The following is a 24,445-nucleotide window of genomic DNA, read 5'->3' on the forward strand; positions in this document are numbered from 1 at the left end:
GAAATAGCAAAGAATACCAATGAAGAAAATAGTTCAAGAAATCTTTGATTCGCCAAAACGTTTCATTCTATTTTTTATATGCAGTGTATCAGTTAGTATGATAGTAGGAGTGGTCTTATACCGTCAGATCGGTCCAACTAAGATCAATGAAGCTAGTAACGTACCGTTGCTAACTGCTACAAGCTCGGATAGTTACCAAAAAACTGCGACAACCGGAACAACGACAAACGACCCAATCATGTATGTAGACGTGAAAGGCAATGTCCATCGACCAGGAATATACGCATTTACCGACGAGGAACGTGTATTTGATATCATTGAAAAAGCAGGAGGATTGACTGCACACGCTGATGAAAAACAAATCAATTTTGCTGCAAAAGTTTCGGATCAACAAGTGCTTTATATTCCCCAAGTTGGGGAAGAGATGCCTCAGTTCGCAGAGGAAGTAAAGGCAAAAGAACAGCCAGAGGAAAAGAAAGTCAATCTTAATACTGCCAGCCTTGCTGAATTACAGGAGCTTCCGGGAATCGGGGCAATGAAAGCACAAGAGATCATCAATTATCGCGAAACCAACGGTTCCTTCCAAACAATTGAAAGTTTGAAAGAAATATCGGGATTTGGCGAAAAGACAGTTGAAAAACTGAAAAACTTCGTTACAATTACAATAGAATAAACCAATGAGGAGACAAATTATGAGCAATGAACGAATTCCTTGGGATCAGTATTTTATGGCACAAGCCGTATTATTATCATTAAGAAGTACATGTACACGATTAGAAGTAGGTGCCACATTAGTTAGAGAAAAACGAATCATTGCGGGTGGTTATAACGGCGCAGTGAGTGGGGATGTTCATTGTATCGACGAAGGTTGCTATGTCGTGAATGGTCACTGTTTACGAACGATCCATGCAGAAATGAATGCGTTACTCCAATGTGCAAAACTCGGAGTTCCTACAGAAGGAGCAGAGATCTATGTCACCCATTTTCCATGTTTGGCATGTACAAAAGCATTGCTTCAAGCAGGAATCAGGAAAATCCACTACTTGCATGATTATCGCAATGACCCTTATGCACAGTCATTGATTACCCAATTAGGTGCATCCGTCCATCAAGTCAATTTAGATATGAAATATTTTGCTAAACTTCAACAAGAGTCAACAGGAGAACTTGATTAAACAATTTGGCGAACAAGTTCGTAATTACTTGATTTTACCAGCAATGTCTTCGGTCATTTTATGTTTCGTTTACTATAAGGAGCATGATCTTTCTCGCTTGATCGTTGCTGGTCTTTTTCTTCTGGTCCTATTCAAACACAAGCAAGCCGTGATCTATCTTTGTTGTTTTTGCAGTCTGACAGTCTGGTTGGCTTGTCTTCGTTCAGAGGTTCCCTCGATTGATCACACAAAAACAACTGAAGAGTTTCTATTGATGACCGATACAATTTAACGGAATGGCGACTGGTTGATTGTAGAGGCGCGAAGAATCCCAACGAAACAAAAAGTACAGCTAAGTTATCAAGCCAAAACAAAAGCAGAAGCACAACAATGGGAAGACTTTCGCGGGTATCCGATCGAACTTCGAGTAACTGGCAGTTATCAGAAACCTGAATCCCTGCGTAATCGTTATGCATTTGATGCGGTCAAATATCTGAAGGGATCACGAACCAGTGGTCAGTTTCATGGAACTGATTTTCAAGTCCTGCCTTCAACAATGGGAGGGGTGACTCTATTTCGTGACCTCCGTGGCAAAGCAATCAATTATGTAAAAAAACGCTATCCTGAAAAAATAGGGAAGTATATCAACGCTTTACTTTACGGTTATCGTGATGCTTCTTTTCGCGAATCCGAATCAATTTTTAAAGCCACTGGGTTACTGCATCTATTCGCAGTTTCTGGGATGCATGTCCACTATTATTTAGGATTTTTGTATTATCTTTTTCGACGAAGTGGCTGTCTTTTGTCTATTACGATTCTTCCACTGACATTACTTACAGTGGGGTATATCCTATTAGCTGGAGGCTCATTTTCTGTGGTTAGAGCAGGGAGCTTATTTATGTTGAAGCTTATACTTAAATTGGCAGCAATCAAACTATCTACGCTTGATTGCTTTTCTTTGAATCTATGGTTGCTTTTATTGTTCGATCCATTGATCCTGCTTCAAATGGGCGCGCAATTAAGTATATGGATGAGTTTATTGTTTTTGACATTTTCTCACTCATCAAAAGGTTGGAACAATCGTTTATTCTATTTATTCCAAACAAGTGCAATCCAATTACCTTTAAGTGCTTGGTATTTCTATGAGTGGTCGTTTTTAGGTGGCCTATTCACGACACTTGGTATTCCATTATTCCAATACGTCCTTCTTCCAGGGGTGATCATTCTCTTTTTAGCAGGCAACATCCTTCCGCAGTCCTTATTAGAAATCCTCGAATCGTGTTTGATTCTCTTTGAAGACTTCCTCTCTTGTTTTGATTTCTCCACACTGACGATCGGGCAACCCGCTTTTTATTTCGTTTTATTGAGTATTGTCGTCCTCTTACTTTTGTTTGAGAGCGTAACGATTCCGCCATGGAAAAAAATCATTTATTCATTATCACTCCTCCTCAGTTATTTCTTGATACCATTACTTGATGCCTCGACTACGATCACCTTTATCGATGTCGGACAAGGCGACAGTATCCTACTAAAAAGTCCGATGAAACAAGAAGTGATTTTAATCGATACTGGGGGCAGATTAAATGTTGAAACAGAAGCGTGGCAGCAACGTATTACTCGTCCTTATGCAGAAAATAATATCGTTCCGTATTTAAAAGGACAAGGGATCACCACGATCACAAAACTATTTCTCACACATAATGACACTGATCATATCGGAGAATTAGAGACACTCTCGTCACATTTCACCATTGAAAAGATATATATTGGTTGGGGCGCTGCCAAAGAGCCAAAGTTTCGCGAACGATTGATAAAAATTAGTCAGTTAGGAACCAAGATCATAGAAGTCAGGCAAGGAGATCGAATATCTGCTTGCTTTGACTTGTACGTTTTGATGCCAAGTAAAGAAGGGCAAGGAAAAAATGAAGATTCAGTGGTTCTCTGGTTCGCATATAAGAAGCAGCGCTTTTTATTACTGGGGGATTTGGATCAAGAAGGGGAACTCGACCTGTTGAATGCTTACCCAACATTAAGGGCGGAGGTCGTGAAACTAGGACATCATGGGAGTCGTAGTTCGAGTCATCCTATGTTTTTGGCTGCTTTACAACCGAAGATGGGGATTTTATCTAACGGGCTTGACAATCGCTATGGCCATCCACATCCTGAAGTCCTTGAAACGTTAGAAAGCTTAGAGAGTGCAGTTTATCGAACAGATAAAAATGGAGCGATCACTTTTTATTGGCATCCTATTTGGACAAAAAATGGCCGACTTCATAAAATGATAGACTAGTAATTTTTGTTTTCTCGTGATAGGATAAATTGGAAAGTGGTGAGAGATGTGAGTATCCAAGTTGAACTACAAAAAATTCGTAAAGAAAAGCTCGCACCTTGTTATCTCGTTTTAGGAACTGAGAAGTTTTTACAAGACCAAGTGCGTACAGAAATCCTCAAGAAAATACAAATATCAGGAGAAGATGACCTTAATTTTCTGCGATTTGATATGACTCAAGCAACGATCGATGACGTAATCGCTGAAGCAGAAACCTTACCGTTTTTCGGTGATCAACGGGTGGTTTTTGTCGAAAACCCTTATTTTTTGACGGGTGAAAAAAACAGCAACAGTATCGAACAAAACACAGATCTTTTAGTAGACTATTTAAAAGAACCGCTTGAATCAACCGTACTCGTTTTTTTTGCGCCTTATGAAAAATTAGATGAACGAAAAAAAGTCACGAAACAATTGAAGAAAACGGCGATATCGATCAATGTTCAGCAATTGAATGAAAAAGAAGTGCGACAGTATTTATTGAATACATTAGAAAATACACCGCTTACTCTAGATCGTAAAGCAATTGACCTTTTTTTACGATTGACTGATTTAGACTTATCAAAAATGATGGCAGAATTAGATAAATTGATGTTATATGGACAGAATCAATCAGCAATCTCTGCGAAAGAAATCGAACAATTAGTGCCTAAGACATTGGAACATAATATCTTTGACATGACACAATATATGCTTTCTGGAGATACGGAACATACCCTGCGATTATTTGAAGATTTAGTCACACAAGGGGAAGAGATCATCAAGATCAATGCGATCCTACTCTCCCAACTACGATTGTATCTCCAAACGAAATTTTTAGTCAAAATCGGGTACCAACAAGCAAACATTGCGGAAACTTTGAAAATCCATCCCTATCGGGTAAAATTGGCAATGCAAGAAGTTAGGAAGTTCGATGAACGAACATTAGTCCAATTGTTCGACCAATTAGTCGAGATGGACTATCAAGTAAAAAGTGGACAGATCGAAAAGAAATTGAGTTTCCAATTATTTGTGTTTCAGGCAGCTGAAAGATTAAATAATAAATAAAAACAATAGCAACACAAATACACACAGTTCGGTTGATCATCAAAGGGATCAGCCAAACTGTGTGTATTTGTGTATAGAAAAAGGAAATAAAAAAACCGGCCGTGGCCGATTTCCTTATTTAGCGATTTTTTTGCTTAAACGAGATTTGTCGCGGTTTGCTTTGTTTTTGTGGATAAGACCTTTAGTTTCAGCCATATCGATCGCTTTAACAGCGTCTTTATATAACGCATCTACGTTGTCAGCACCTGAAGCTACAGCATCCTCAAATTTTTTGATTGCAGTACGCATAGCACTAGTTTGAGATGAATTTTTTACATTCGCGTTTTCGCTTGTGCGAACACGTTTGATTGCAGATTCAATGTTTGGCATTTGTTTCACCTCCGATAAGTAAAGTTCTTACGCGTGTTACCGCATAATTCAACATTCATTATTATACCTAATGCGAGCGCGCATTGCAATATCAACATGACAAGTTTTTTTCCTTAACACGTAAGAAATATCAGAGAGCGTGGATTTATGAGTGGCAGAAAAACAAAAAAACAAAAGAAAAAGCGCTGTTGTGGGAGACAACGAGCGCTTAACCAAACGTGGTTTAATTTATCTTGGTAAATAAATAATTGAATGGGATGTTTGGTACTGAAATAGTATATAACAAAGTCAACCGTTTGCAAAGTTTTTTTTGAAAAGGGATACGATTGCTTCAAATCAATGAATCATAACGTTAACATAGTTTAGTTATTTTATAACTAATTAGAATGCATGAAAAGGAGCTATTCGGGTGTTCCAATGATTTTGATGTATTCATCGATGTTTTTGATCATCATTCGTTTGATGACTAATTGATTTCGACGATTCCATTTTCCGCTAACTTCCAATACATATTTGTTTAAAGGTAAACGTAAAACATATTTTGCCAAGTAGCGATCTTTAATTAGACAATTGATTACCCGATCTTCAAGTTGGAGATTCAAACCAGTCAACATCATTGGTTGTTCTTGTAAAACATACGTATCAATCAAAAGACCTTCAAAAGTTTCCACGAGCGTCTTCCTTTCTTCTAAATCAAACATTTCGCACTTTTTTTAAAATTTCCTGCATAAAAGAGGTGCACTTACACTTAGTATAACAAAAAAGAAGCACCAAGCCAAAAAAAAGCCGAAAGAACTTGAATAATCCCAAGATCTTTCAAGTTTTTCGCCTTTTTTTATAGATATTTAAAAAAATAGTTACGTATATTAAAAATTGGCATCAAAGACGTTTTGGATTAAATCAGGAAATAGTAAGTAGGTCAATCCAATAATCAATAGAACAGCCAATAAAAACCATCCAACAGTCCCAAAGAAATATTTTAGTTTTTGCATATGCGATCACCTCAAAACTAGTATACCACGAACAAAAAAATTATCCTTTTCTCAACCACTAGATGCATCATTATTTATTAAAAGAAAACAATTGGAGAATGCAATAGGCGATTCCAGAAGCAATCACAGGGCCCGCTGCGATTCCTTTTAAGAACACAACGCCTAAGATCGTTCCAAAAACTAAAGCCACAGTGATTTGTGGATCTGTCGCAATCAAGCCAACGCCTTTAGACGACAATACAGCAACTAAGCCACCACAGAAGATCGCTACCCAACCCATAGGTGATTTGAACGCATCAAGCAAATCTTTTAAACCAATATCACCTGTAGCAATAGGCACTAAAATCGCCGCAGTAATGATCGTCACGCCAATATTGATTCCTTTCCCTTGGAGCCATGTCAAAAAATCTTTTGATGCAGGAATAAACTTAACAAGTAAAATAAAACCAGTCGCTAACATCAGACTTTGATTTTTAGCAAGGACGGCTACCAGCATGATCAAACCAAGAAATAACCAACTTTCCATCAAAAAACCTCACTTTCTAATTATTCATCATACCATTTTTTTAATACGATGCAAAAGAGTCATTAGCAAAATATTTGATCGACCATAGAAGGAACAAAAAGGTACGAAGAATTAGACGAAAAGGCAAAATGAGAAAAATACCTACGTTGATGATGTCAAAACATGTTTTTATGAGGTGAAGAATAGAGTGTCTGATTTATCATGTATACTTGATGTGAAAAAGTAACAGATCAAAAATATATAAAAAAGAAAGGGTGAATGTTTGTGAGAGTCAGTTGAAATGGCGTAATTAAATAAGAGGAGATGGGAAAAAGAGAAGAAGATTATGTGGCATGTCATTCCATACACTGATTGATCAATTAAACATACATAAAAGCTGTGACGTACTGCTTACAACAAAATTATGATAGACATAATAAAAAAGGAGGTCATTTATGAAGCGAAAACCGATCAAGAAGCGCCAAATCGTACTGATCATCACTGGCATATGCCTATTATGGATTGGAGGAACAATGTATATGGACCATTTGAAGTTAGAAGAAGAAATGATTCGAGTTGTGAATAGTGAAGAAGCAAAAATCGTTTTGGAGAAAACATTGAAAAATCTGGACTCTAAGGCGTTGACATCTGAAGGAGTGATAAAAAACTATAAAATTGATTATAAAAATATCAAGAGAAATCCAATGGGTGGGATTAGTGTACCTCTAATTATAAATGATAATAATAAGTTACTTGTTTTTAATCTACTAGATCGAAATCAGATAAACGGGGAGCTAAGTAAGCTAAAAAATGATATTGTGCGTACTACTTCTGACCTATATGAATTACTAAAAAAAGGAGGGGAAGATAGTGAAGAATACTGAAAAAGAAAAGGTTGGAATAGCCAAGCAACAATATGAAACTTTGCGCTTAAAAGAGCCTTTCTTTAAAAACGAGGATAAAGAGTTCATCGGTTACGTCTCCCACATCAACAGCAAAATCACCGGCGAACAATCATTTATCATTACCGACAAATATGTTCCCTTATCAGCATCTCTTAGCGAAAGGGAAAGCGTAAAAGAAGTCATGGTTTTATATCGTGGTTCGTCGTTTGATTCTTCATTAGATACCAAATTAGATTGGCAGTACAATAATATTTTTACAGCTTTTCAGGTGATCAATGGTGGTGGGGCAGCAGCGATGCCTCAGCTTCAATCTTCTGCGACAACACTACAACAAACATTGGAAGCTTATCCAAATGCTGAATTTTATGTATATGGTCATTCTTTAGGATCAATGAATGCGCAATATGCGTTAGCGAGTATTTCTTCAAGTGATGCGGATCGTGTTTATGGCTATGTGTATCAGGGACCGAATATCTATGAGGTATTAACGCCTGAGCAAAAACGGCAAGCGGATTATTTGACCGCAGAGTATCGTCTTTTGAATTACATTGACTCAAAAGACTTAGTTGCGATTGGATATGGGGGAGGCAAAAAGGCAGTTGGGCAGATCGTTTATCCACTATCTGAACGGCTGGGCTTGAGGCGCACGATCGATCAACATATGTGGGGAGGTTACCAATTTGAGGAAGATGGTTCTTTATTAACAACGAATAGCAGTGGCACTGTATTAGCTGAGTATCAAAGACGATTGAAAAAAAGATCAATTGCTAGTATTAAAAGTGAATGGAGCGGACAAACAGGGGGAATTTCGGCAGCTAAAGAAGTTTACCTGGATGCAGTTCAAGCGAAAAGCATTGTTTCAGGAATGAAGACAGCGATTGATGAAAAAATCACTGAACTGATGACGGTCTATCAAACAGGCATCGATCAGGCGAATCAACTGTGGCAAGATACAATCGCTAATGCGCGTTCATATGGAAGCAATCTTACAGAAATGGAACAAATAGAAGCGTTAGAGCGAGGAGGGGTGACTCGACAACACGTACTAATCGAACCAGTTACTGACTATGAAGCGGCGTTGAATCAACTTCGCTCGATCAAATCAAGTTACGAAGATCTGATCTACCCAATCAATCAGACGATTGATCAGCAAATACAATTGGATAGTGAATTAGCGAGCCAATTCAAGAAAGGAACATTTTAGTGATGGCTAATAATGAGTCGAAAGAAATGAAAAAAATCGAAGAAGATTATTGGCGCAAGAAAGATGAATTAGAGAATAAAATAGCGTATCTTGAAGCAGAAAAACGTTCATTTACACGCTACTTAGATCAATTAGGAGAAAAAATCCCGCTGACTCAACGAATATTTTCAGACGGAGGAACTATCGATCCTCGTATCGCGTATCGCTTGATCAATGATGCAAGCGAAGAAGGGCAATATCTTGTACGTAAAGCATTACATAGGATTGAAGACGAATTAGCAGAAAATCAGCAAAACTATCAGTCAGCTAAATTAAATCATAAAAATTAATCAATGGAAGGGAAAGAGAGCAATGTTTGATGAGCAAATAAGGGGACTAGAAAAAGCATTGATTTCTTGGTTTATTGCTAGTCATAGCCGTGCCAGTTCAGATACAAAGAAGAAGACGATCCAAGTCACGCGAGAACTCACAAACCAAGAATTAAAAGATAGGATAAAACAGTATACCGATCGCTTAACTGATGCGGCAAAAGGAGAATGGGTCGATAAGGCAACGAACGTGGTCAAAGACATAACAAAAGCTTTTAGTTAGAAAACAGAAAAATCTCTGGAACATCCATCCTCTCGCACTACCTAAACTGAGTAAACGCTGGGAACAAAAGTAACCTCTTCGAAAAATAAGGCGCAATCCATAAAAATCTGAAAAACAATTTTCGTGGATTGCGCCTTATTTCTTGAGGCTAAACAATTCTGCCCCGACCGCGATTGAGAAGTTATTTACGTTTCAATCTTTCAAGAAAATAGTCTTCTAATACACCGCCTAGTACAAAGATGAGCCAAGAGTAAGCCCAGCTTCGGGTCATAAAGGACCAAACCATGTAAACGATGAAGATGCCCGGCCAGTATAAACGTTCAAATAAACGAATCGCTTTTGCTGAGTCTCCGTACATGTGTTGAGATGCTCGTGGTCCTGGCTCATCTTCATCTGAGATAAAGAACGTGCCTTCAGCGACTTTTGAAAACCAAGTGTAGATGATGCTGACGTAGACGATAAAGAAGACGCCGAGTGCCACGGAAGCAAAGAAAAGTAATAAAGCGAATCCAATCGGTAAGCCAAAGGCTCTATTCGTCAAGATAGGTGTGACCGAAAGGATACATAAAATGATACCGAAAACTAGTCCTACTCGAAAACTTTTCGCATAGGCTTCTGTTTGTTGTCTTGCTTCGATTTTTACTTGTTGTGAATAGGGTCGATCATTTAGTTTCTTCTTACTAGCTGAATAGCTCAAACTTGTAGTAATAATCAAACCAACGCCTAAAGCGACCAGAAGAAACATTGCCAAAAAACCGATGATCTCGCTAATACCATTAGCAAAAAATAAGAGCATTCCTACAGCTAAGATACAACTAGCAATTCCTGTTGAAAGAAAAAGGGAGAAACGACGGACTTGGTTCCAAAATGAAATCACTTCATCGAGTTCAATCTCGTTTTCCCAGACTTCTTCGTCAAAAGAGGACCGAGAAAGTTCCAATTCTTGGAGGATCTCATCAATAGAACCAAATTCACTGATGACTGCACCAATGGCTTCATGCTCTGATTTTCCTTCTTCTAATAATCCGTGATACTGATCTTCCATGATTGCCAATAGGTCTTCTTTGGCTTTTTTTGTTTCAGGTGTATTCGGTACATTTAAAAATAAACTATCTAGATAATCCTTAATGGTTTTCATGTTTCTCCTCCTTGTAGAAAACGGTCAACAACGATTTTTGTTTGCTGCCACTCGTCTTTTTTTTCTTCTAATAATTTCTTCCCAGCACTACTGATTCGGTAATACGTTCGTTTCTTGCCATGGGTGACTTCGCCAGGATAAGAAAGGATCAGCCCTTGCTTTTCTAGGCGTGTAAACGCGGAGTATAAGGTTGTTTCCTTGATGATATACATTGAATCAGTTCCCTCGCGAATCTGTTTAGAGATTTCGTACCCGTAGGAATCTTCTTTGGAAAGAATCGATAAGATGATGGCATCATTATACCCACGAATTGCATCACTTGATATCACTCGATCGCCTCCTTTATAATTACTACATCTGTCGTAATAATTATAAAACAATTACTACGACAGGTAAAGTAAATAAAATGAATTACTTAGAATTCAGTCTTAGATCTGAGTCTTTTTGGTAGAAATCGATCAGTAGAGACAATACATGTAGAAATGTAGCAATGTTCAGTCTAGATGTTTATTTCTTTTAGTCTCATTTGAGCTTTTATGAGTGATTTGGTACAATTGATATAAATATAATGAAAAGGAGGGACATATTTAATGGGCAGCTTGACTAAAATAACAGAAACAGATAATTATTCTAGATATCATATTAGCTTTAGTCATGCAATTATTTTTGTATTTTCTATCCAAGGCATCAGTGCGCTTAAAAATAGAAAAACCAATCAAAAATAAATGACCATTCAATATGTTTATTCCATTTTTAGCTAAGTACCAGATAAATGAAATAACAACAGGTCATGAATTTCTTCATGGCTTTTTTGATTGGTCTTAAGTAGCGAGAAAATGTATATTCAAGCGAATAAGATCAGTAAAAATTATAGTGACGTACCTCTTTTTGAAAATTTGAGTTGCACACTCAATATGCAAGACAAAATCGGATTGATCGGACAAAATGGAACTGGGAAAACAACTCTTCTTCAAATGTTGATCGGATCTCAAGGTGTTGATGAAGGGACAGTTAGTAGGAAAAAAGGGCTGTCGATTGGTTATATTCTACAGAAAATGGAAAATGGCTCAATCGCTACTTTTGACTATGTGTATCAAAGCTTCAAAGACATCCAAGAATTGCAAACACAACTCAATTACTATGAAGAAAAAATGTGTATCGCAACGGAAGATCTGGACCATATCATGAAAGTATATGGCGACTTGCAGCAACGATTTGAGACGATGGGCGGATATGGATTAGAAGATCGGATCACGAGTGTTTTGAAAGGATTAGACCTTGCAGAACAAATTGAAACACCGCTCGGTCAATTAAGCGGAGGCGAACGTATTCGAGTAGAATTAGCCAAAGTATTATTACAAGAAAATGATGTCCTTCTATTAGATGAGCCAACCAATCATCTTGATCTCGACTCCGTACAATGGTTAGAAGAATATCTGAGATTGACAAATTGTGCGTTCCTCGTGATTTCCCATGATCGTGCGTTCCTTGACAATGTAGTCAAAAAAATCATGGAGATCGAGGACGGTCAGATAATCGAATATTCGGGAAATTATAGTCGTTACATGACGTTGAAAAAACAACGGATACAGGAACTTCAAAAAAATCATGAACTTCAGCAAAAAGAAATCAAACGATTGAAAGGAATGATACGACGCTATCGCCAATGGGGGAATGAAGGAGACAACGAAGCATTCTTTAAAAAAGCAAAAGAAATCGAGCGTAGATTAGAAAAAATGATACTGATAAATGCGCCTAAGGTCCCCCGCAAAAAACTAACTACAATCAGTCAAGATGATCTGTCGGGGAAAGAAGTGTGGGTTGCCAAAAATATAAAGAAAACAGTAGGTAAAAAATATTTGTTTTCAGATAGTTCGTTTAAGGTCTATCGTGGTGAGCGGATCGCCATATTAGGTAAGAATGGTTCTGGGAAATCAACGCTATTAAAAGTAGTGATGGGGGAAATAGGAGTAGATGAAGGGGCCATTAAAACTGGCGCAAGTTTGTCAATTGGCTATTTACCTCAACGCTTAACGTTTGAACAACCAGAACAACGGATATTGAATTATGTTAAATACCTGATACTTGATGAACAGAAAGCACGACAAGTATTAGCGAATTTTGGATTCTTCAGTGGGGATGTTGCTAAAAGGATCAAAGATCTTTCTGGTGGAGAACAAGTAAGGCTGTACCTCTTGAAACTGTTCCAAAAGAAAATCAATGTATTGATCCTAGATGAACCAACCAATCACTTGGATATCTATGTAAGAGAAGAAGTCGAAGAATTATTGTCTACATTTACCGGTACCATTTTAGCAGTTACTCATGATCGCTATTTCTTGCGAAAGAATTTCGATCAGATCTTATTAGTGAAAGATAAAAAAATCGAAAAGTTGTTGTATGAGGATCATTCATTTTAGCTCAAAAAAGTATATAAAAAATAGTAGTAAGCTCAGCGATGCGTGAGCTTACTACTATTTTGTTTTGTTGTTGCGCTTACCAATCATTAAGCTGGTTTGCGATGAGCATATCAAATTACATTGCGATGAACCAGTAACCGATCAAGATGATCCCTAGAATGATACGATACCAGCCAAAAACAGTAAAGTCATTACGTTTCAAGTAGTTGATCAAGAACTTGATCGCAAAAATCGAAACGATGAATGAAACCACAGTACCTACTAAAAGAATAACTGTTTCTTCCATTTGGAAGCTGTTGCCATCAGCAAGGTATTTCACGATCTTTAATCCACTGGCACCAAACATCACTGGAATGCCAAGGAAAAATGAGAACTCAGTGGCAACGAAGCGGGAAGCACCAATCAGGATTGCTCCAAGGATCGTAGCGCCGGAGCGTGAAGTCCCTGGTATCAAAGCCAAGACTTGGAAAGCCCCAATCAGAATCGCTGCTTGGAAAGTCAAATCATTCAGGTTTGACCAACGAGGTGTTTTATTTTTGTTTCGCTTTTCAACAATGATGAAACCGATACCGTAAACGATCAAGGCGATCGCTACTGGTAAAAATTTATAAAAATGGGCATCTAACCAATCGTCCAATAATAAACCAATAATAGCTGCTGGCACACAAGCAACAAGTACTTTTGACCATAAAACCCACGTATCTTTTTTCTCGTTCGAGGATTTGCTAGGAGCAAAAGGGTTCAACTTGTGGAAATACAAAACAACGACGGCTAAGATCGCTCCTAATTGGATCACGACATTGAACATCGACATGAATTGTGAACTCGCATCAAGCTTGATGAATTCATCTGCTAAGATCAAATGTCCTGTACTACTGATTGGCAGCCACTCTGTGATTCCTTCAATGATTCCTAGAATCGCTGCTTTTATGATATTTGCAAAAAACATAAATTCCTTCCTTCCCAATTAAAATACAACATTTAGTATACCGTTCTTTGTTTCCAAAGCCAAATTGTTTCTTTGAGATTCATACAAAAATAAAGGACTTAAAAAAAAGTACACTGAAATCAAAAGACTTCAATGTACTTATTCAATGACTCATCACATAAATGATTCTCTTGTCTGTTGTTTTCCTTGTTCGATATAACTGGTATCGTTGACACTTTCAATTGAAAAACGACCATTTTTATAGGTTACTTTTGTGACACTACCATTTAACAATCCAGCACGAACTGGTTGAGAAGGATCGATCAAGCTAAGAAGAAAAGCAATCGTTAGGCCGTGGGAGACGACTAAAACATTGCCACCATTGTTCTTCTCACACTGATGGGCGATATCTTCAAAACCTGACCAGACACGTTCTTTTAATTCGGCATAAGGTTGCGCCCAGCCAGCAGTATCCGTCTCATAGATGGCATTAGCGATTTGTTCAAAGGTCACATCTGTGGTGAACATCTCATCGTATGTTTGAAAATTTAGTACACGAGGAATGACACCCCACATCTCCATATCGTAGCCACCTTCTAGCGAACCAAAACACCATTCACGAATCCGTTTATCAATAAAGTAAGGAATTTCTTTCCCTTTTGTATGTTCGCTTAAAACGATCCGTGCCGTTTCGATTGCTCGGCCACTGTCGCTTGAATAGGCGTAAGAAAAATCGATATCTTTTAGACCTTTACCTAAAAAATGGATACCTTCTTGTCCTTGTTTCGTCAATGGTGTGTCACACCAGCCTTGCACACGTTCAATCGTATTGAACATTGTTTTACCATGACGGACGATATACAGGGTTGTTTCACTCATGTTGAACGACCTCCTAAGTTTGATTAAGCGTTAAAAAATGGGTTTGTTTTTTTCTCGTGTTCAATCGTTGTTGGTTCTCCATGGCCAGGATAGACCACAAATTCATTTGGTAGAACAAAAAGCTGTGTCGTGATGCTATAGAGTAACTGCTCTAAATTACCGGTGTAGAGATCGGTGCGACCGATACTCCCTTTAAAGAGTGCGTCTCCAGATATCACGAAGTCATCGAAAATAAAGCTAACACTACCGGCTGAATGACCAGGTGTTGGAACGACTTCAAATGACATATTCCCAAGACGGTATTGTTTCATTTCAAATTCATATTCCGCAGGAGAAACAATGATATTATCCATATCATCATGGCGACCAAGTCCTGAGAGATTCAAGATGGGATCTCCAAGCCATTCTTGTTCTAATGGACTGACATAGACAGGGATGTCATAGGTATTTCTCAATGCTTCGACAGCGCCAATGTGGTCGTAATGCGTATGAGTCAATAAGATAGCGACAGGTTGTTGCTGGGTCTTCTTGATTTGTTCTTGGATCATTTCAGCGTCAGCTCCTGGATCAATGATCAGAAGCGCTTCGTCGTTGTAGACAAGGTAACAGTTTTCCTCGATTGTTCCAGTTTTTAATTGTAAAACATGCATAAAAGGAAACCTCCAACTTTTAAAAATTCTTTCTTCTATCGTTCGATATAAGTATAACGCAAATATGGATCAGAAACAAAAGTGTCTACTTTTATAACATCAGTTATCTGAATTGTCAGATTATATGAAAAGTGTTTAAAAATTTTAAACGGAAGAATAGAAAATTTTCATTGATTTTTCATTTACTCTTGTTACATTGAGTGTATCCAAAAATCCAAATTCTATATCCTATATCCCTGCTTATCCGAGCAGGGTGTTTTTGTTTTTTGCGAAACGGTCTATTTTGCGGTACTCTAATACAAGAAGGAGGCGACCATGGTGAAAAAATCTAAAATATCCGTCCGTCACTTAGTCGAGTTCATCTTGCGTCGCGGAAGTATCGATAATCGAAAGAAAAGTAATCATACCGCCTTGGAAGGTGCAAAAATCCACCGCAAGCTCCAAAAAGAAGCAGGCGAAGAGTATCAAAAAGAAGTGTTCTTACAAACCAGTGTACAGCTTGATCCTTATGAACTGATCGTTGAAGGACGAGCAGATGGTATCTTCAAAAAAGATGGTGTGTACCACATCGACGAAATTAAAACGTCGGAACCACGCTTTGAAGATTTAGAACCCGAACAAGTCGAATTGTTTTTTCATCAAGCAAGAGTGTACGCCTATATTTATAGTCAAGAAAACAACTTAGAGGAGATCAACCTCCAGCTAACCTATTATCAAACCACAGAAGAAGTCATCACACGGAAAGTGGAACATCAGACGAGAGAACAACTGGAAGTGTTTTTTAAAAAACTGACCGAGGATTACCAAGAGTGGCTGATTTTTCAGCAAAATTGGCGTACGGTACGTAATGCCTCATTGATGGCACTAAAGTTTCCATACGAAGAGTATCGTAAAGGACAAAGGGAACTGGCAGTTGCTGCCTATAAAACGATCCGGACAAAACAAAAACTGTTCGCGGAAGCTCCCACTGGTACTGGAAAAACGATCTCTACATTATTTCCATCCTTAAAGGCGATCGGAGAAGATGAAGGAGAACGTATTTTTTACTTAACCGCGAAAACCATTACGAGACATGTGGCTGAAGATGCGTTAGCAGCTTTAAAAGATGTTGGGGCTGAGACAAAAAGTGTGACCTTGACAGCTAAAGATAAGATTTGCTTCTTAGATGAGACCACGTGTAATCCAGACCAATGCCCTTATGCCAATGGCTATTATAATCGAATCAACGAGGGGTTATGGGATTTATTAAACCACGAAAACCAGATTACTCGTGAGGTAATTGAGAAATATGCGAAGAAACATACCTTATGCCCATTTGAACTCTCTTTAGATGTCAGTTTATGGTGTGACGTGATCATCGGGGATTACAACTATCTGTTCGACCCAACGGTTTACTTGAGACGATTTTTTGATGAAGAGAAAAATGAAGATCATCTTTTCTTGATCGATGAAGCACACAATTTAGTCAATCGTTCAAGAGAAATGTATTCTGCTGAGTTATCTTATGGAAAAGCACGTAAAGTCTATGGAGAGATCCCGAAGGAATTTAAAAAACTACGTCGTCGATGGAATCGTCTTTTAAAAGCTTTTGATCAGATCCAAGAAATTGCTCTTGAAGAAGGATGGAACTATCATCATCAAAAAGCCCCAGCAGATTCATTGATCAACGCAGGGTTTCAACTCGGTGAATTTATTCAAGAATGGTTGGCTGAATATCCTGAACACCCGATGCAAGAGCAAATTTTAGGATTTTATTTTGACTTGAATCATTTTTTAAAAATCAGTGAATTCTATGACGATCACTATGAAACAACTGTAGAGAAAAGTTACCATGATTTGATCGTGAAGCAATTTTGCATCGATCCTAGTTTATTTTTAGAACAATCGTTGAATAAAGGACGGAGTAGTCTTTTGTTTTCTGCGAGTTTTTCACCACTTTCTTATTATCAAGAAACATTAGGGGGCAAAGAGAGTTTAGCGTATCGCTTACCTAGTCCATTCCCAATTGAGAATCAACAAGTACTTATAGCAAGTTATCTTGAAACGACGTATCGCAAAAGAGAGCAGAGTATGCCACGTTTAGTCGAAACGATTCAACGTTTCATTCAAGGGAAGAAGGGCAATTATATGATTTTCTTTCCTTCCTATCAATATTTGGACCAAGTCGCCGAAGTGTTCAAAGAAACTTACCCTTCGACTCGCACACTTATCCAAGGAACCCAGTTGAATGAACAAGAACGAGAAGATTTCTTAGCAGAATTTATAGTCGAACCGCAAGAAACATTAGTAGGCTTTTGTGTACTTGGCGGCATTTTTTCAGAAGGAATCGATCTACGCGGATCACGCTTGATTGGTAGTATGATCGTTGGTGTGGGCTTACCACAAATGAATCATGAGCAAGAGTTGATCAAATCTTACTATGATGAAAAAGAACAACTAGGTTTTGCTTATGCTTACCAGTTACCAGGAATGAATAAAGTATTGCAAGCAGCTGGGCGAGTAATCAGAGATATGGAAGATCAAGGCATTGTGCTTTTAGCAGATCAACGCTTTGTCTCATCAAATTATCGTAAACTTTTCCCGCCATATTGGCACCAAGCAAAAGAAGTTCGAACAGTTGAGGCACTATCACAAACTATCCATCAGTTTTGGCAAGACCACTAAAAAAGGACAAAGCAAAATGCTTGTCCTTTTTTAGTGATATCTCAATAGTACCCATGAACTAACGGTAGTTTGTAAATTGCAATTCGATCGGCAAGTCTAGTTTTCTTAAAAGTGCGATCACAGCTTGTAGATCATCGCGATTTTTACCAGTTACTCGGATCTGGTCTTCTTGGATCTGTGTTTTCACTTTTAGTTTTTCATTTTTGATCGCGGTCGTGATCTTCTTGCCATTATCGCGGTCGATCCCATTGACTAGATCAGCAGATTGGCGTGCTTTACCACCTAAAGCGTGTTCCGTTTCAGAAAAGTGGATATTTTTGATTGGCACATTGCGTTTATTCAATTTTCCAAACAAAACATCTTTGATTTGTTCGATTTTAAATTCATCGTCACTTAGCACAACTAATTTATTTGTATTCTCTAACTTGATCTCAACCGTTGAATCCTTGAAATCGAAACGGTTAGTTAATTCTTTCGTGGTTTGTTGGATTGCATTTTTTACTTCTTCAACAGATACTTCTGAAATGATATCAAAACTTGCATCTTTTGCCATAATGTCCTCCTCGTTCATTCGGTTTTCTTTTATTGTAGCATAGGCTTATTTTTTTTGTGACATCTTTACTAAAATTCTTCTCATTTAAGTAGTCGCTATTTTATTTTCTGGAAGAAACTGTTATTCTTACATTTGGAATAAACTTGAAAAGGAGAGGTGCTTGTGAGCAGATTCATGACTGTCTATCAAAGAAACGAAAATCTTAAGAAAATAGTGGTTATCTTGATGACCGGTTTGTCTGCAGCGGTGGCATTGAATTATTTTTTGATTCCAGCCAACGTCTTTTCTGCAGGAATGAACGGGATTGCCCAAATCATTGCTTCACTATTATCTGAATGGGTCCATATAGATGTCGATACTGGAACGTTTATTTTTCTATTGAATATTCCTGTATTTATACTAGGCTTTTTAAAAGTCGGAAAACGCGCAACTGTACTTAGTTTCATCAACGTTGTTTGTGTGTCAGTCATGACGACAGTTTTACCGACAGGACAGGTAACAGATAATATACTGATGAATGCATTAGTCGGTGGTGTTTTACTTGGCGTCGGTGTCGGTATTTCTCTAAAAATGGGTTTTACGACTGGTGGAATGGACATCATTTCATTGGTTCTTTCTCAAACGACAGGGAAAACCGTAGGAAACTATATGCTGATTTTAAATGGCATTATCGTCGTAGCAGCTGGCTTCCTCTTTAATTGGGAAAGTGCTTTGTATACAATCATCTCGATCTATGCAATGACTCAAGTCATCGATGCGATCCATACGAGTCACCAAAAAGTGACCGCCATGATTGTCACTGTGAAACCTGAAGAAGTGACTGCTGAAATTGCGCAACGCATGGTTCGGGGGATGACTCTCTTACCTTCAGTTGGTGGATATTCAAAACGTGAAGGAAAAATGATCATGATGGTCATCACACGTTACGAAATGTATGATCTTGATCAAATCGTCCATGAGATCGATGAAGATGCGTTCATCAATATTTTACCAACGCATTCCGTTTTTGGTCGCTTTGCCAATGAAAACGAACAAAAAATGTATCGTTCAACAGGGGTTCTTCCTGAAATCAAACATGCATCTAAAAAGGCAAAAAGCAAATAAAAAAGTAATAGGCAAACAAATCTACCCCTTTGTTTGTCACCTTTGAACCGAATAACTGGTGGAAAAAGAAAAAGTTCTTAGGAACTAAGAGGATCTATAAAAAAATTTGAAAAACAATTTGCGTAGCTGTCACCTTAGTTTTTGAGGTGAAAGACTTCTGTCCAGACCTTGCTAGCCAAATGAATATTTACAAACCTCTTAAAAAAAGGTATGATAAACAAAAATTGTGAGAAGGAGAATCCGAAGAATGAGTGAACAAAAATGGTCTGCTGAAGAAGTAGATGAAATCAAAGAGCGAATTCTCACCGCGTTAGAAATGGTGATTGACCCAGAACTAGGAATCGATATCGTGAACCTAGGTTTGATCTATGAAATCGAATTTGACCCTGAAAATGGAGATACCGTTGTTAAAATGACTTTGACAACGATGGGCTGTCCGTTAGCTGATATCTTGACTGAATCGATCCATGATGCACTAAAAGAAGTGCCAGAAGTGTCGAAAGCAGAAGTCAAATTAGTCTGGTATCCCGCTTGGACAACCGATAAAATGAGTCGTTATGCACGGATTGCTCTAGGAATTAGATAGGAAATAGTGCTGATTTAACAGCGTTTCTCACTCATTTAGTATGTAGTCTAAGCCGATTTTTCGGACTTCGGATACCAGATAAAATGTGGTCATTTTCGATACGGATACCATACTTTATGAGAAGACAATTTCTGAACTCTTTTATTAACTTTTAGAAAAAGTTGATAAGGGAGTTTTTGTTTTGAAAAATTTCAGGTTAGAGGAACTATTAGAAGAAATGTTATTCAATGAAAAAGCTAGAGGAATCTCACAAAAGACGATAAAGAAGCATCAGAAGTTTTTGAAACTGTTCTTTGAATTTTTGAAAAAAGAGCAGATATACTTTATTGAAGACGTGACACCAAAAAGCATTCGTCAATTCATGTTGCTGAAATTAGAAGAGGGCTGTGCTGAAACATATGTGAATAGCCATCTAAGAAGCATCAGAGCGTATTTTAAGTATTGTGTAGATGAAGATTATATCCGATACGATAGAAACCCTTGTATGCGTGTTAAGTGGGTAAAAGAGCGTAAGGTAATTATTCAGACATTTAATAATATGGAAATCAAAGAAATGTTGAAAGTAGCAAAGAAGTTAACTTTCTTTAAACCTCAGAAAATGGATAAGCAACATACTGGCTATCAAACTAGATTCACGAATCAAAGAGATTATTTGCTCTTGCTTATTCTTGTAGATACAGGACTTAGGATTAATGAGGTAATGAACTTAAAAGATGTTCACATCACTAATAAAGAGTTATTTGTTGAAAATGCTAAAGGAAAGAAAGATAGGATTGTTCATTGCTCACCGTTGATTTACAAAGAATATATAAAATACAAGCGAGTAGCAAATTCCTTTTTTGAATATAATGAAATAGAGAATATAGACAATTATGTATTTTTAACAAGAGAAGGCAAACAATACAACTATATTTTAGCTGAACGAGCAATCATAAAAATTGGAAATCAATGCAAGATTAGAAAATCTATTCGGGTAAGTCCACACAGTTTTCGACATTATTTTGCTCAAAAATTGGTTCGTAATGGCACTGATATTTATAGAATTCAGAAATTATTAGGACATGCTTCAATTAAAACAACGGAAGTTTATCTAAGAAGTTTAAATATTGAAGATGAAATTAGTAAAGCGGTAAATTTTTCACCATTGCAGACGATTTAAATAAATCGAACGTTCAATTGTTATTGTATTTTTAAAAAGGTATAATTAAGTATTAATTTAAATGAGGAAGGTGACTATAATGGCAAAAAGTCAATTAATCAAAGATATTGCTACGAATAGTATTAGTATTGAAGAATCATTACAAAGATTACTTTTGATAACTAGTGAGCTTGACAATCAACTTATTTCTAAATGGATATTGTCAGAAATAAATGGTTATCACCGACAAGCTACTTTGCCAGAATATAGAAGAAATATTGCTTATAAATTGATTTATTCAGGAATTAATGGTAATTTTCAAATGAAGAATCAGCCACTACCATTACTCCATTTTTCTGAAAGATTTAGAGATGGTATTAATGAAACTAATATATATATTAGTATAAAATCTATTGAAAGAATTATTCAAAAAAATGAAACTGTTTGCGAAGACTTAACATATCTAGCACCTGATATACTTAAAAATACAAATATTATGTGTTATGAAATTTTTAAAGAATATAGTAATTTATCTTTGGAACAATTATTAAGTAATATAAAAAGCAAACTTATTTTATTTTTGATTAACCTTGAACATCAATTTGGAAACTTAGATACATTGGATATTGAAAAAGAAATCATAACTACTGAAAAAGTTAAGACTCTTTCGAATACTTTTGAACAACTTATGTATGATGGAAAGGTAGACCAAAATGAATAATGATATAAATTTACTTCTTATTGGAGCTTTAGTCTCTCTAATATCAACAATGATTGGTTTCCTTGGGCAAACGCTTATTCAATATTTAATTTCTAATAAAGGAACAGTAAAAATCTATATAAAAAAAGTCTATAGCAAGGTAAACAATCAACCATATGGATTTATCAAAGATGGTAAGGATATGATTTTTTCAGTTCCAATTTGGATTGAATTTCATAATACTAAAGAAAAAAGAGAAATTATTAGAAACGTTAATCTTCAAATCTATAATAAAGGTAAATACATTAGTAATATGGTTCAAGCTTCGCATATAAAAGAAACCGCCTATGCTAACAACGGAGCCTACTCCTTTATTTTAGAGCCGTTATCTATTTCAAAATTCGATTTGCAATTTCTAATTAAAAAATCAGAAATTGAAGACGATTTTAGTGAAGTTAGAATATCATATTATGATTCTAAAGATATGTATCATGAAAGAAAAATTTTAGATATAGATAATCCGTGGGAAAGTAAAATGTACTCTATTGACAAAGATTGGTTTTTAATAAATTAATAATAATCGTATGCCACTTAGAAAAATATAAGTGGTTTTTTCGTGTTCTACAAATTTGCTACAGTTTACATCTGTAGATATAATAAAATTATGGATACTTTTTCAATTTCTATCCATCGTAAACCTTAATCTATCAATAGTTGAGACTGTGATTTAATAAAGATGGATAGATTTATATTATGAGAGATAGAAAGTATCCATAAATCATTCATTATGGAGGGAGGAATATGCCACAAGGAAATATTAATGTCAAACCAATTAAAGAAAAAGAGGTATTGAAGAATTTTGCATCTGAATTACTAAGAAATAAACATGGACAAAGAGATTATACGATTTTTGTGTTTGGTGTTTTTACTGGACTAAGAATTTCAGATATATTGAATCTAAAAGTGGAAGATGTAAAAGGGAAATTAAAAGCGAATATTATTGAGAAAAAGACAGGAAAGAAAAGAACACTTAATCTGATGCAATTGACTAATCAAATCATTATATATCTAGATGAAGAACATGATGGGGAAAGTGAGTGGTTATTTCCATCACCTAGGGATAATACGAAACATTTAGCTACCCATCAATATTATAAGATTATGCAGAAAACGGCTAATATTCTTGATTTAGACTATATAGGAACTCATACATTGAGAAAAACCTTTGGTTATACCTATTATCAGAAAACAAAAGATTTAACTTCACTGATGAAAATTCTAAATCATAGTTCGCAGAGCGTAACTTTGCGTTATATTGGTATTGAGGAAGAGGAGCTTCAGTCAAGTTTAGATAATTTCAATCCATTTAAATAATCAATATAAAAGCACAATCAACTAAGACTGTGCTTCTTTTTTTGCATTCTTTTTCGCAATGGTATTATATTGTTTTCTATTCTCAGTGCTTCTTTTATATAAATTATTTAATCCTTCATAATTATCTATGTCATTTGAAAAAATAATTTTTTTAGTGGTCTTGAAAAAGTTAGCTAAATAGAAAAGTAGTTCAAAAAGACTATTTATTTTAATCAAATGCCATTGTTGTTCTTTTTTTATATAGTAATAGAAACTATCTTTGCTTTGGATATAAATTAAAATATCATCTCGGATAAATTCAGTATTATTTTTCACTCGATACATATTGAAATCTTTCAATTTTTCTATAATTTTAGGTAGTTGTTGCATGGTAGGAATTGCAACAATATCTAAATTATCTAAAGAGGAAGTATGAAACAGTTGATTATCATCACGAATACTAGAGAATTGAACAGGTATCTGAACATGATGGTGATTTATAAAATCTAAGAGCAACTCTTTGTTCTGATTAGACAAACATTGATTAAACAATTGGAAAGCTTGTGGCTTCTGACTGAAATTTTTATGATTATAGATATTTCTTACAGAACTATAAAAAGTAGCACTCACTTGTTTTTGTTGATTCGTAGCTATTGAAAGTTCATTTGTTCTAAAGCCTAGTGTTAACATTTTTTGTATGGCATCAGCTTGCAAGTCCAGACGATTTAAATTGTCTAAATCAAACTTTTTAGCATAGTAGAAGTGTTTAGATAACTTCTTTTTAGAAACCCATTTATGCTTTTTTAAAGTGCTTAATCGAGCTTCTAAGCTGATTCTGTTGCATTGTAGTAGTTTCTCTAGGGTGGATTCATAAATCCCATTAGATGCTATAATTAAGTGTAATAATTCATCACCATCAATTGCTCTTTTGTTGACAATATATTTTTTCAAATTCACTCCCTCCAATAATTTTTATACATTTTTTTTCAGTAATTTTCAATCTCAAAAGTATCCATTTTTGCATAGCTAAGAAAGGTTGAAATAATCCAATTTTATGACCTTTACATAGTAGGGAATCTCTTGTTCAAATTTTAGAAATTTTTTTAGGTAGCTGCTGTTTTGAAAAATTCACGGAGGTTTCCATTAGAAATTTGTAAAATTTCATCAAAAATCATCGAGTTTTCAAAAAGTTATCACGAAAGTTATCTAAAAGTTATCATCCATAAAATCCAAAAAGCA

General features: G+C 36.2%; 28 protein-coding genes. 17 read left to right on the forward strand and 11 right to left on the reverse strand.

What is annotated here, in order from left to right; translation table 11 throughout:
• Window positions 1–19: 19 nt before the first annotated feature.
• Genes IGK01_RS05770 through holA form a run of 5 tightly spaced genes read left to right on the forward strand, consistent with a single transcriptional unit; the run spans window position 20 to window position 4,527 of the window.
• Window positions 20–673 (forward strand): helix-hairpin-helix domain-containing protein, encoded by a 654-nt coding sequence (locus IGK01_RS05770; RefSeq protein WP_438747909.1) that lies wholly within the window; start codon window positions 20–22, stop codon window positions 671–673.
• 19 nt (window positions 674–692) lie between these two features.
• Complete coding sequence (locus IGK01_RS05775) at window positions 693–1,175, forward strand: ComE operon protein 2 (protein WP_034689319.1); 483 nt, start codon at window positions 693–695, stop codon at window positions 1,173–1,175.
• Window positions 1,168–1,446, forward strand: coding sequence for a hypothetical protein (locus tag IGK01_RS05780; protein ID WP_438840559.1), 279 nt, complete (start codon window positions 1,168–1,170; stop codon window positions 1,444–1,446). Before IGK01_RS05775 ends, IGK01_RS05780 begins: the two co-directional genes overlap by 8 nt.
• Before the next feature lie 15 nt (window positions 1,447–1,461).
• On the forward strand, window positions 1,462–3,444 hold the full coding sequence (locus IGK01_RS05785; protein WP_438840560.1) for a DNA internalization-related competence protein ComEC/Rec2: 1,983 nt from the start codon (window positions 1,462–1,464) through the stop codon (window positions 3,442–3,444).
• Between the two features lie 36 nt (window positions 3,445–3,480).
• Window positions 3,481–4,527, forward strand: coding sequence for a DNA polymerase III subunit delta (holA, locus tag IGK01_RS05790; RefSeq protein WP_041684194.1), 1,047 nt, complete (start codon window positions 3,481–3,483; stop codon window positions 4,525–4,527).
• Between the two features lie 114 nt (window positions 4,528–4,641).
• Here holA and rpsT read toward each other — a convergent pair whose 3' ends face one another.
• The 4 genes from rpsT to IGK01_RS05810 form a co-directional block, all read right to left on the reverse strand.
• Window positions 4,642–4,896: a 30S ribosomal protein S20 gene (rpsT, locus tag IGK01_RS05795; protein ID WP_010735647.1), complete on the reverse strand. Its 255-nt coding sequence runs from the start codon at window positions 4,894–4,896 to the stop codon at window positions 4,642–4,644.
• 401 nt (window positions 4,897–5,297) lie between these two features.
• Window positions 5,298–5,567: a hypothetical protein gene (locus tag IGK01_RS05800; protein WP_010735646.1), complete on the reverse strand. Its 270-nt coding sequence runs from the start codon at window positions 5,565–5,567 to the stop codon at window positions 5,298–5,300.
• Window positions 5,568–5,762: 195 nt separating this feature from the next.
• Complete coding sequence (locus tag IGK01_RS05805) at window positions 5,763–5,888, reverse strand: hypothetical protein (protein ID WP_010735645.1); 126 nt, start codon at window positions 5,886–5,888, stop codon at window positions 5,763–5,765.
• A 70-nt stretch (window positions 5,889–5,958) separates the two neighbouring features.
• Window positions 5,959–6,414, reverse strand: a complete 456-nt coding sequence (locus IGK01_RS05810; protein ID WP_010735644.1) for a DUF441 domain-containing protein — start codon at window positions 6,412–6,414, stop codon at window positions 5,959–5,961.
• A 434-nt stretch (window positions 6,415–6,848) separates the two neighbouring features.
• Between IGK01_RS05810 and IGK01_RS05815 the strand changes: the two genes are divergently transcribed.
• The 4 genes from IGK01_RS05815 to IGK01_RS05830 are packed head-to-tail and all read left to right on the forward strand — an operon-like array spanning window position 6,849 to window position 9,093.
• Window positions 6,849–7,277 carry a DUF1310 family protein gene (locus IGK01_RS05815; RefSeq protein WP_438840561.1) on the forward strand — a complete coding sequence of 143 codons (429 nt, stop codon included), beginning with the start codon at window positions 6,849–6,851 and terminating at the stop codon, window positions 7,275–7,277.
• On the forward strand, window positions 7,264–8,502 hold the full coding sequence (locus tag IGK01_RS05820) for a lipase family protein (protein WP_224434679.1): 1,239 nt from the start codon (window positions 7,264–7,266) through the stop codon (window positions 8,500–8,502). Before IGK01_RS05815 ends, IGK01_RS05820 begins: the two co-directional genes overlap by 14 nt.
• Window positions 8,503–8,504: 2 nt before the next feature.
• Window positions 8,505–8,831: a hypothetical protein gene (locus IGK01_RS05825; protein WP_438747921.1), complete on the forward strand. Its 327-nt coding sequence runs from the start codon at window positions 8,505–8,507 to the stop codon at window positions 8,829–8,831.
• Window positions 8,832–8,853: 22 nt separating this feature from the next.
• Window positions 8,854–9,093, forward strand: a complete 240-nt coding sequence (locus IGK01_RS05830) for a hypothetical protein (protein ID WP_010735640.1) — start codon at window positions 8,854–8,856, stop codon at window positions 9,091–9,093.
• 181 nt (window positions 9,094–9,274) lie between these two features.
• Here IGK01_RS05830 and IGK01_RS05835 read toward each other — a convergent pair whose 3' ends face one another.
• Entirely contained in the window at window positions 9,275–10,231 is a 957-nt protein-coding gene (locus tag IGK01_RS05835) for a permease prefix domain 1-containing protein (protein ID WP_010735639.1), read from the reverse strand.
• Window positions 10,228–10,560 carry a PadR family transcriptional regulator gene (locus tag IGK01_RS05840; RefSeq protein ID WP_019723123.1) on the reverse strand — a complete coding sequence of 111 codons (333 nt, stop codon included), beginning with the start codon at window positions 10,558–10,560 and terminating at the stop codon, window positions 10,228–10,230. The genes IGK01_RS05835 and IGK01_RS05840 overlap by 4 nt, the downstream gene beginning before the upstream one ends.
• A 507-nt stretch (window positions 10,561–11,067) precedes the next feature.
• Between IGK01_RS05840 and abc-f the strand changes: the two genes are divergently transcribed.
• Window positions 11,068–12,651 (forward strand): ribosomal protection-like ABC-F family protein, encoded by a 1,584-nt coding sequence (gene abc-f / locus IGK01_RS05845; protein ID WP_438747924.1) that lies wholly within the window; start codon window positions 11,068–11,070, stop codon window positions 12,649–12,651.
• Window positions 12,652–12,766: 115 nt separating this feature from the next.
• Here abc-f and IGK01_RS05850 read toward each other — a convergent pair whose 3' ends face one another.
• From IGK01_RS05850 to IGK01_RS05860, 3 genes are all read right to left on the reverse strand, one after another.
• Window positions 12,767–13,600: an undecaprenyl-diphosphate phosphatase gene (locus tag IGK01_RS05850; RefSeq protein ID WP_010735635.1), complete on the reverse strand. Its 834-nt coding sequence runs from the start codon at window positions 13,598–13,600 to the stop codon at window positions 12,767–12,769.
• 153 nt (window positions 13,601–13,753) lie between these two features.
• A complete protein-coding gene (locus tag IGK01_RS05855; RefSeq protein ID WP_010735634.1) occupies window positions 13,754–14,458 on the reverse strand; it encodes a histidine phosphatase family protein in 705 nt (234 codons plus the stop codon).
• 23 nt (window positions 14,459–14,481) lie between these two features.
• Window positions 14,482–15,108: an MBL fold metallo-hydrolase gene (locus tag IGK01_RS05860; RefSeq protein ID WP_010735633.1), complete on the reverse strand. Its 627-nt coding sequence runs from the start codon at window positions 15,106–15,108 to the stop codon at window positions 14,482–14,484.
• A 315-nt stretch (window positions 15,109–15,423) separates the two neighbouring features.
• Here IGK01_RS05860 and IGK01_RS05865 point away from each other — a divergent pair, with 315 nt between their 5' ends.
• A complete protein-coding gene (locus IGK01_RS05865; RefSeq protein WP_438840562.1) occupies window positions 15,424–17,772 on the forward strand; it encodes an ATP-dependent DNA helicase in 2,349 nt (782 codons plus the stop codon).
• Window positions 17,773–17,830: 58 nt separating this feature from the next.
• On the opposite strand, the gene IGK01_RS05870 is transcribed toward IGK01_RS05865, so the two are convergent.
• Window positions 17,831–18,325, reverse strand: coding sequence for a YajQ family cyclic di-GMP-binding protein (locus tag IGK01_RS05870; protein WP_019723741.1), 495 nt, complete (start codon window positions 18,323–18,325; stop codon window positions 17,831–17,833).
• A 174-nt stretch (window positions 18,326–18,499) separates the two neighbouring features.
• Between IGK01_RS05870 and IGK01_RS05875 the strand changes: the two genes are divergently transcribed.
• From IGK01_RS05875 to IGK01_RS05900, 6 genes are all read left to right on the forward strand, one after another.
• Window positions 18,500–19,429 (forward strand): YitT family protein, encoded by a 930-nt coding sequence (locus IGK01_RS05875; protein ID WP_034691361.1) that lies wholly within the window; start codon window positions 18,500–18,502, stop codon window positions 19,427–19,429.
• 247 nt (window positions 19,430–19,676) lie between these two features.
• The gene (locus tag IGK01_RS05880) at window positions 19,677–20,015 is read left to right on the forward strand and encodes a metal-sulfur cluster assembly factor (protein WP_019723739.1); all 339 of its coding nucleotides are present in this window, start codon (window positions 19,677–19,679) and stop codon (window positions 20,013–20,015) included.
• A gap of 181 nt (window positions 20,016–20,196) precedes the next feature.
• Complete coding sequence (locus IGK01_RS05885; protein ID WP_438840563.1) at window positions 20,197–21,174, forward strand: tyrosine-type recombinase/integrase; 978 nt, start codon at window positions 20,197–20,199, stop codon at window positions 21,172–21,174.
• 79 nt (window positions 21,175–21,253) lie between these two features.
• Window positions 21,254–21,874, forward strand: a complete 621-nt coding sequence (locus IGK01_RS05890; protein ID WP_104764517.1) for an AbiTii domain-containing protein — start codon at window positions 21,254–21,256, stop codon at window positions 21,872–21,874.
• Window positions 21,867–22,427, forward strand: coding sequence for a hypothetical protein (locus IGK01_RS05895; RefSeq protein ID WP_104764518.1), 561 nt, complete (start codon window positions 21,867–21,869; stop codon window positions 22,425–22,427). The genes IGK01_RS05890 and IGK01_RS05895 overlap by 8 nt, the downstream gene beginning before the upstream one ends.
• Window positions 22,428–22,654: 227 nt before the next feature.
• Complete coding sequence (locus IGK01_RS05900) at window positions 22,655–23,227, forward strand: tyrosine-type recombinase/integrase (RefSeq protein ID WP_301357585.1); 573 nt, start codon at window positions 22,655–22,657, stop codon at window positions 23,225–23,227.
• Between the two features lie 21 nt (window positions 23,228–23,248).
• Here IGK01_RS05900 and IGK01_RS05905 read toward each other — a convergent pair whose 3' ends face one another.
• Window positions 23,249–24,157 (reverse strand): hypothetical protein, encoded by a 909-nt coding sequence (locus tag IGK01_RS05905; protein WP_136771031.1) that lies wholly within the window; start codon window positions 24,155–24,157, stop codon window positions 23,249–23,251.
• Window positions 24,158–24,445 lie beyond the last annotated feature (288 nt).

This window comes from Enterococcus sp. AZ080 (assembly GCF_051714945.1).
In the GTDB taxonomy this organism is placed as follows: domain Bacteria; phylum Bacillota; class Bacilli; order Lactobacillales; family Enterococcaceae; genus Enterococcus_B; species Enterococcus_B pernyi.